Source organism: Ruminococcus sp. OM06-36AC (assembly GCF_003438725.1).
Classification (GTDB): domain Bacteria; phylum Bacillota; class Clostridia; order Oscillospirales; family Ruminococcaceae; genus Ruminococcus_C; species Ruminococcus_C callidus.
Genome location: NZ_QSTT01000038.1, coordinates 1 through 9028 on the forward strand (window position 1 = coordinate 1; position 9028 = coordinate 9028).

10 protein-coding genes are annotated in these 9028 nt (G+C 36.3%); all 10 read right to left on the reverse strand.

Going from position 1 to position 9028, the window contains the following annotated elements; all coding sequences use genetic code 11:
- Positions 1-157 precede the first annotated feature (157 nt).
- A complete protein-coding gene (locus DXB92_RS12595; protein ID WP_181977076.1) occupies positions 158-376 on the reverse strand; it encodes a helix-turn-helix domain-containing protein in 219 nt (72 codons plus the stop codon).
- Entirely contained in the window at positions 360-803 is a 444-nt protein-coding gene (locus tag DXB92_RS12600) for a sigma-70 family RNA polymerase sigma factor (protein ID WP_187118453.1), read from the reverse strand. Before DXB92_RS12600 ends, DXB92_RS12595 begins: the two co-directional genes overlap by 17 nt.
- Before the next feature lie 557 nt (positions 804-1360).
- Positions 1361-2917, reverse strand: a complete 1557-nt coding sequence (locus DXB92_RS12605) for a leucine-rich repeat protein (protein WP_117734150.1) — start codon at positions 2915-2917, stop codon at positions 1361-1363.
- 16 nt (positions 2918-2933) lie between these two features.
- Positions 2934-4661, reverse strand: coding sequence for a hypothetical protein (locus tag DXB92_RS12610; RefSeq protein WP_117734151.1), 1728 nt, complete (start codon positions 4659-4661; stop codon positions 2934-2936).
- Positions 4662-4693: 32 nt separating this feature from the next.
- Positions 4694-5374, reverse strand: a complete 681-nt coding sequence (locus DXB92_RS12615; protein WP_117734152.1) for a cellulose binding domain-containing protein — start codon at positions 5372-5374, stop codon at positions 4694-4696.
- Positions 5375-5386: 12 nt separating this feature from the next.
- Positions 5387-6295: a hypothetical protein gene (locus DXB92_RS12620; protein WP_117734153.1), complete on the reverse strand. Its 909-nt coding sequence runs from the start codon at positions 6293-6295 to the stop codon at positions 5387-5389.
- Complete coding sequence (locus DXB92_RS12625) at positions 6292-6876, reverse strand: accessory gene regulator B family protein (RefSeq protein ID WP_117734154.1); 585 nt, start codon at positions 6874-6876, stop codon at positions 6292-6294. The genes DXB92_RS12620 and DXB92_RS12625 overlap by 4 nt, the downstream gene beginning before the upstream one ends.
- Complete coding sequence (locus DXB92_RS12630; RefSeq protein WP_117734155.1) at positions 6876-7019, reverse strand: cyclic lactone autoinducer peptide; 144 nt, start codon at positions 7017-7019, stop codon at positions 6876-6878. The genes DXB92_RS12625 and DXB92_RS12630 overlap by 1 nt, the downstream gene beginning before the upstream one ends.
- A gap of 149 nt (positions 7020-7168) precedes the next feature.
- A complete protein-coding gene (locus tag DXB92_RS12635) occupies positions 7169-8452 on the reverse strand; it encodes a sensor histidine kinase (RefSeq protein WP_022411420.1) in 1284 nt (427 codons plus the stop codon).
- Entirely contained in the window at positions 8449-8967 is a 519-nt protein-coding gene (locus DXB92_RS12640; protein ID WP_187118454.1) for a LytTR family DNA-binding domain-containing protein, read from the reverse strand. Before DXB92_RS12640 ends, DXB92_RS12635 begins: the two co-directional genes overlap by 4 nt.
- Between the last annotated feature and the right edge of the window lie 61 nt (positions 8968-9028).

Here is a 9028-nt window from a genome sequence, read left to right on the forward strand (position 1 = left end):
ATATGGAGATACCGTTCCAAAATCGGCGTATCTGTATTTTTACATTCGGTCTGGGGCTTTCGGAATCGCCATGCTTCCGACAACGCCATTTCTGCCAATTGTTCTAACTGCCCATACCAATCCGGCACATAGGCAAATTCAAATAAATCTGTTTCTATCATTTTATCACCTTACACTTAGAAAGTGCCTCCAGATACTTTGTTTGTATCTCTGCTTTCTGATCTTCACACACATATTGGTGCTCTGTGCCGTCTGAACAAATCTCAACCACAGTTGACAATGCACTGATATATGCATCGTAATACTGCAACAGCTTTTCCTGTGCATCATGGTCCCCTTTGACAGCACGATACACCGTTTCATAATCCAGTTTCATGCTTTTGTGTCCTTTCGTAATAACTGCGAATATTTGCAAATGCGTTTTTCTTCCGTTCTGACACGGAGCGTCTGGAGATCCGCAATGTTTCGGAAATCTCGGAAATAGACATTCCATACCAGAATTCCAAAATAACCACTTCCTTTTGTTTGGGCGGCAACAGCAGCATTGCCTGATACAGCCATTCTGTTGCAACGACACAGCAGTATCCGTTTCCAGCATCGATGAAATGTTCGGATGGATAAACAGCATTTTCACCGTGTGTTTTCAAAATGTACTGTACGATATCTGTGTTGACCGACTCATTTTTCCTTCTTGTTTTTGCAGCAGCGGCGAAATTTCTGCTTGCATTTCTCATTACTGTTTTACTGAAGCTATCGAAAATCTCAAGCTTCAGCTGATCATCATCATGCGAGGGAGCAGACATTATTTTCCCTCCCTCCATATTCAGTTTTGAGAAGCCCTTTTTTGCCCTCCTGAAATTACTAAGACAATTGAGAGAAGCAAAATGGGAAGGTTTTAAATGTAAATTTTATATGAACAGGTAGGAGAAAGAAAAAAGCAGCATACAAAACCGGTCATTTCGCCGGATTGTATGCTGCTTGAGGACAAAAAAAAGGGGCAAGTCCAACAGTGTTAATGTTGAACTTGCCCCGAAAAATGAAAGGAATGGAGAATCATTAGAACGGACAATTTTCATGAAAAGATGCAAGCATACAGATGTGAAAGGGAAGTGCTGGAATCGATTCTGCGTGGAAAAGTTTATTTTAATGATAGGTTCCATCTGATGCTGCATCCTTCCGGCGTAAAAATACACCATAAGCGGATTTTAGGATGATTGGAACAGTTTCATCCAAATTGGAACAGCTATTTTGAGAAGCACAAATTCGCCTAGATGCTGCATCATTTCAAACCGGAAGGATACAGCATCTACATTTTGTAGATGCCGTATGCTTAATTGTATTGTTTTGAAATTTCCGGCTTTTACCGTTTGGAGTCCTCTTCCTGTTTTAACAAATTATAACGCATCTGGCAAAGGTCAAATACATTCAAAGTTTGATCTCCATTGAAATCTGCCGCTTTCCAGTCTGCAAGCTGTGTGTCTGGAACAGACAACAGCCATTTTTGCAGCAGTACAACATCAGAAATTGTAAATGCACCGTCTGCATTAACATCCCCAATGATTCGCTCCTGATACTGAATAGTGGCTCCTGTTAGCTTTTCATTCAGCAGACCAATGGTAATCTGATTCCACTCTTCTTCCGTTCCGTTATAGGAAACTGCACGCAGATTTTTGCAGTTATAAAATGCGGAATCTCCCACCTTAATCAGGGAATTCGGAATTGTAAGGGTCTCCAGATAAGGATTCTCGGAAAAAGCATACATTGCAACAGATGTAACACCGCTTGGAATGATATATGCAGCATCTGTCTTTGCTGCCGGATAGATTATGAGTGTATCTTGCTTCTTGGAATACAGAACTCCATTTAGACTAGAAAAATTGGGATTATCTTTCGCAACCTGAATCTCCTGCAATGCACTGCAAGAGCCAAACGCATTTTTATCAATTTTTGCAACTCCAGTTGAAAGTTTCACAGACTTCAAAGAAGTACAGCCCAAAAACGCCATTTCACCAATGGAAGTTACTGTATTTGGGATTTCAATAGATGTAATTGCAGAGAGATAAAATGCTCCGACAGAAATTGCAGTAACTGGAAGTCCTTCGATCTCAGAGGGAATTACAACATCAGAAATGGAATTGTCAAAGCCGGTGATCTCAATTGAATCTCCATGGTTGACATAGGTGAATGCCGATGTAGCTGTTGCAATACCAGTAGATACTTGATCAGGGTCTTTGACAGCAATGTCCAGATAACACGTCACATCAGAAAATCCACCGACGCCCTCACACTGATAGGCATACCAATGCTTTTCCGCATCATAGTTCACAGAGTTTTCTTTTACATATCCCTCTGCAATCAGCTGATCAAACAGTGCGTCCGCCATTTGCTTTCGGGTTTCCTGATCTGCATTCTGAAATGCTGTATCGCTGGACAGTACACCTACCTTTTGTGCGATTTCTGCCATTCTTTCAGCGTCAGCATCTGATACCGCATCATAAATTACAACAGAAAAGGTTTTTGTGGTAGAAACTGTTCCATCAGCATCTGTCAGGCGAGCATAATAAGAATAAGAACCAACTGCCGCATTCTCAAACGACAGCACAGCAGACCAAGTTCTGTCATTTTCCAGGTCATCTCCGCTAACGTCGAAGTTGCCGTCATCCAGCATTTTTGCGACTACTTCGTTTGTTTTGGCATCAACCAGTTCTACATCGCTTCCGGAATACTTTAAGCAAGTAGCCGTAAAGACCACCTTTTTATCGGTTTCATCCTCCATAAACTCTGCGTTTCCAGTATGCTGATTTAACCGCAATGTAAAAGAAGGATACTCCGCTGCACAAATTTGCTCCGCACCGACAAAAAAGCAGGTGCCGCTCATCATTGCAGCAGTGAGCAGACTCAGAACTCTTTTTTTCATATAAGAAGCTCCTTTCTTATGCAACTAAAACATTATCAATAAGAACAGCGGAATTATATGTGTTATCACCGACATTATTTACATTGAACTCTAATTTAATTGCTTTTCCAGCATACTGTTCCACATCAATTGTTACTGTTTTCCATTGAGTTTCATACATGGTATTATCACCACCATAAAAATTAGTGATATTTGTTCGATGCCATGTTGAAGTATTTGTGGATTCTCTCAAAACAGTACTTGTTGACGTTCCAGCATAAATATTTGTTAAAAATTCATCGTCATATTCATCGCCAACCCATTCCATCGGTTCTTCAGAAATAAAGTTATAACTAAAGGTGAGAGTGGTAGCATTTTCGGGGATATGAAAAACTTGACTCACCTGACTAGAATTATAGTCACTTTTAGAGCCAATTCCAGTTGACATGAACAACAAATTGTTATCATGCACATAGCTTCCTAAAGAGTCTAGGATACGAACATCGCCAGAATAGTTCCAATATCTAGGAGAAGAATCATTCGACTCAAAATCACCATTTTTTACAGTAGCATTTGCCCAACTCTTATTAATATTTCCTGCTATTACTGGAATTTCTGTATAATTTGATTTGTTTTTAGTATTCGCATAATTAAATGCTTCTCCAGTAGTATGTCCATATATCATCTGCTGTGTAAAGTCTGTAAGCATATCATTTCCGTATCCTGCGTGCAATTCATTACAAAAACCAACTACAGTTTCAGCACCTACAGAATGAAGTGAATCATACATGTTGTATCCTATGATATCATTCTCGCCAAATATATCGCAGCTATAGAAGAAAAACAGTGTGTCATTCAATTCGTTTTCTTCATAGTATCTTTCAAAAAAGCTGTGTACAACACAAAAACTTTCTCCATATGGCACGATTCTTCCGCTTCTCAAATCTTTTTTATATCTCTTATAATTTTCATTATTGCCTGGATCACTTACAGCAATAAGAGGATTATTATTATTGTCAGCACCATGTGCAGCAATTACAACATAATCATAACTTGAAAGATTTTTTAATTCTTCAATACTAGTCGTATCACTGCCATCAGAATGATCAGCAGTTATGGTCGTATTCAAGCCTTCTTTAGACCACTTTTCTGCATAACTTTTAAAAAGAGAATATGAAAAATTACTATTTTTTCTGTCATATACATTAAGGTCATATATAATTTTTGCTGTACCCAGATATGAGTTATTTTCATTATTTGTAGACTCATCTAATTCAGTAGACTTATCATTCTCATTACTCAAAGATGAAGCCATTCCAACCGTCTCTGAATATTCTTCATTTATTACTTCAAAAAATCCAGTTATTTTGCAATTGTACATAAAAGAATACAAATTGGAATTCTTATCAAAAGTTATGCTAGAAGACACAATCAAAGAATGCGGATATTCCTCAGTTCCTGTTTCTGAAAGTTGCTTCAAAAGGTTTTTAATAGCATCCACTCTTTCTTCGAAAGTTAAATTTTTATACTCATCACTTTCAGAAAAAGTTTCCAATGCATTATTTACAGCAATCATTTCATCGATACTTTCATCTGAAATGTCTTCATACACATCAATTATAAAATCAGAAGATTTATTAGCCCCATCTTCAGCATAGAAACTCAGTTGTGCCTCTACTGCATTGTCCACAGTGACAACACAAGAAAATACGCCATCGTTTTCAAGGTCATCTCCATGATTTTCATAATCCCCATCATCGTACATAGTAGCTAAAACAATGCCGTTAGAAGCATCTACTAAACACCAATAAAACCAAGCGAAACGCTTGAATTTGCAGCGATTGTAGAAGTATAGGTTCCTTTAAGTAAATATTGATATTCATCCAATTCTGTTACCGTTGCTGCCCAGCTGTTTGAGATTTCTGTAATCGTAAAATTGGTATCAATGGACAACTCCCAAGCTTCAATCGGCTTATCGGTGTGGTTGGTTATTACAATGGAACCATTAAATGAATCTCCCCATGACTCTCCTACAGATAGGGAAACATCATAACCTTCTGTTTTTTCTACTCTTGTCTGACAAAGAGCATAATAATCCGGAATCTCCGTGCAATCATTTACAGCATAGGTAAATGTAACCGCTGAACTAGGAGCAATATCTGCATTGTATCCATTGTTCTTGAAATACATTTTTCCGTTTTCCGCTGTCATTTCAGTAGCATTTGTTACATATTGAATATTTCCATTTGGTTCAAAATAGAGCATCCAATCTTCAATCGTTTCATCTCCAGTATTCGTAAGTGTCAATGATACCACTTCAGTATTTCCATACGAATTTGTTACAGAATATGAAACCGAAAAATCATCATATTCAAAATTAGCAGTTTTATTTTCTTCTGCCGCTGATACAGCAAATACACAACTCTGCATCATTAAAGCAAAAGAAATAAAGCCCGCAGCAATCTTTTTTCTATTCACTTTACATACCCCTTACTCTGCATTTTCGGAATTTGCTATATATCTGTTCAGACTAATTGCATCTTCCAAATCAACTTTATCATCGAGATTAAAATTCATTGCTGCAATATTCATCAAAGAACTTGTGTCATCTGTACCACTGTTATAAGAAAACTCCAATGACAAGTGTACTAAAAATTTCATCAAGTAAGTAGAATCTGCTTCATTTACAATTCCATTATGGTCAATATCACCCAAAGCAAATGTATGCATCTTAAATCCGCCAATATGAGATGTATCTACCATCGAAATAGAATTACGCAAATCACTCTCACTAAATGTGTTAATGCCTGTTCCCACCTTTACCAAACACATGATATCTGTGCCGGTATAAGTGCCATCTGTGATTAACTTATACGTCAATGATAAGTCAGAATCCTCATAGATGGGAAGAAGCTTTGAAATATTTGTATCATTATTGAGAAAATACAACACTTCATTATCATAATAGGAGTATTTTTCATGGAACAAAAAGTCCAGACAACCCCTTACATTTCTATCCACATTTGTGTTAATAACAGCAATGTAATGATCAGTGGAGGCCAAATTTGTTTCACTGTAGAATGGTGCGTCAATATGAATTTCTTCATCAGCACTATCCTCTAAATCATACATTGCAATTCCACTATTTTCACTTTCCCTTGCGATGATAGCAAGTCCTTTTTCGTATGTCTTCATCAAATCCTTAGATTCTTCTAAAGACAGTCCATTGTCAACCAAATACTGGGCAACTTGCTTAGTCTCAGCATCTGAAAAGGATGATACAAACTCTTCTTTTTGAACAGCATCATATTCTGCAGCATATGCTGGAAAGCTAACTGCTGTTAATTGAAAGAGTAAAGCAGCTGCAACAGCGGATCCGGCAAATACTTTTCTTTTCATAAACACTCTCCATTCTTTTTATTTTTTACTGCACCAACTATCATAACTGTAGCAAGACATACAAATGATAATGAAAAACACATAATAAACCGCTTTGGCATAATCATTGATAAAAGAAGTTGAATTATAATTTCAGCAACCAAAATAATACGTGATCTTTTTCGATAGACAACATATTCTATCTCATCCAATTTCTTATGTTCTGCTTCAACTGGTGCAAGCAAAAAAATAATGATTCCACTCAAAAAACTCAGACAACTGCAAATTAAATTTCCAAGTGGGAAAAATTTAATTACCAAAAGAACTGCAATTATCATAAAAGACGAATATACATAACACCGATTTGCCGTTTTTGCATGAATTCCACCTGCAAAACTACGAAGTGGAATATATACTGCCAGAAACAGAAAACTCTCAAGTACCATCCGAAATACCAGTCCAATAACAAATGTTGTTACAACATTTAAAGCAATTGATAAGCCCTGTTGTACTCCAAAGCGATATAATTCCTTTTCTTCTGGTGGAATCACTTTTTTTTCGGTAAATCGATCTGCGATACGATTAGAAATTCGATAAAACATTAGAACTTACGCAGCTTTTTTGCCTGTTCCGGCATATCTTCCTGGTACAATGTATAAATACAGGTAGAATTTGCTGTAACAATTGTGAAAGCAAGTGCAAGAGATGCGAGCATGCCACAGTACTTTGAAAAGAATTTCCGCATAAAAAAGACCTCCCTTCACAGATTATCTTTTCGGCATTGTTATTATACCATAAAAAAAGTACCTGTGCGAGAAGTCTACGAAACTTACAGTGTTTTCGACGAAACTTACAGTTTTTCATATTTTGTTTTTATTTTGAAGCCATGCTTTTTTACAAATACAGAGCCACCTCAGCATCAAAATAGACATCATTATGATGGAGTTGACAGATTCCATCATATTTTTCAGCTGCTGATTCTACATTTTTTAATCCATATCCATGTGATTCTGTATCTTCTTTTGTTGTTACGATTTCGCCATTTTCATAATGAACCTTTCCTGGATAGGTATTTTTTACAGCAATAAAGAGCATACCCTTTCGATAAGTCATTGCGATTTTCAACTCACGTTTTCCGTCAGTTTTTTGAAGTGCCTGTACTGCATTGTCCAGCAGATTTGTCAAAATTGTGGAAAGGTCTACAATTTCTATGGGAAGTTCTGTTGGTATAACAATGTCTACGGTTACAGCAACATTCCAATCAGAAATAGATCTTAACTTGTAATTGATAATGCTGTCTACCACAATATTTCCTGAAGTAGAGTACAGTACAGACTTTTTTTCTTCTTTCTGTATCAACTCTTGTAGATATTGTGAAGCCTCGTTGGTTTTGCGACCTTCAAGAAAAGCTTCTACAATAGAAAAATGATTGGAAATGTCATGGTGAAATCTTCTGGTGTCTTCCACTGCATTCTGCATCAGCTGACACTGGTTCTGGTAGTAATTTTTTTCTTGCTCTGCCACTGTTGCTTTTGCAGCCCGTGCATATGCAATTGACAGTGATTCATACAGAAAAAATACTACGATATTGATGATAAATAAGAGAATCATGGAAACTGTGACCGATTGTGCTGTCACTCCAGAAACAGTCGTAAACAGCAATTCTATGCCAATTGTCAGAATTGGTATGCACGGAGAAACAAACATTGTCCATATTGGAAGAATCTTTTGCTCATTTCTGTGATGCGAAAAATATCCTAATAGCAACACAATCCAAAAGATTACCATACGAGATAAAAAGATTCCGATCTCATTTTCATATTCATATCTTTGAAGTGGTTCTATATAGGCATTTTTTGTAACCACAGATACAATTAATTCCACGGCAAATCCTAAAACAATATATTCTAATATTGCAAGCAAGCGTTTTGGAAAAGTGGTATTATAGCATAATGAGATAGAAAAAAGTGAGATTATCGTGAAAATCAGATTCAAAAAAGGAATGTTTGCAACGAAATGAATCCCAATTGTCAATACAAAATATAATGCATAAACGCTAATTGTAATTACCTTGTTTCGTATCTGTGTTCCAAAAAGCGATTGAAAAAAATAATAAATAATATAGATGGAAAATAATTCCGAACAAGCGTATACAATATCGTAGTTGGATAAACTCATACGGACTCCTTTCGATTGATAGCAAATTGTTCTGCTCTGATCTCTTTTCGTTTTGACTGTGCGATTGGCAGTTCAATTCCTGTAGATAGATATACTTTATCATAGGCATATTTACGCACATATAAGTGATGAACTAGATATGTTTTGTGAATACGTAAAAACTGAAAAGATTTTAATTGTTTTTGCACATGATCCAACAAGCCATAAAAGCTATCTTTATGATATTCGTTCTGAGTGTAGTAGTGTATGATGATCTGGTGATCCTCACTCTCAAAATATATAATATCTTTGATCGGTATTTTCACAATGTTATGTCCTGTTTTGTATGTAAATGCATCGGCTTGTAAATGCAATCGATGAATCAAGCGTTCAAATACCTTTTCAATTTTTTCTTTGTTAATCGGTTTATGCACAAAATAAAGTGGATCATATTCAAAAATTTCAATGGCATACTCCTTATTTCCTGAGATATACGCAATTTGTGTGGCATCATTTTTTAAGTTGTCTCGAATCATTTTACTAATACTTTGTAACATTTAAATATTGCATAAAATATTAATGTGTGGTATAATAGTC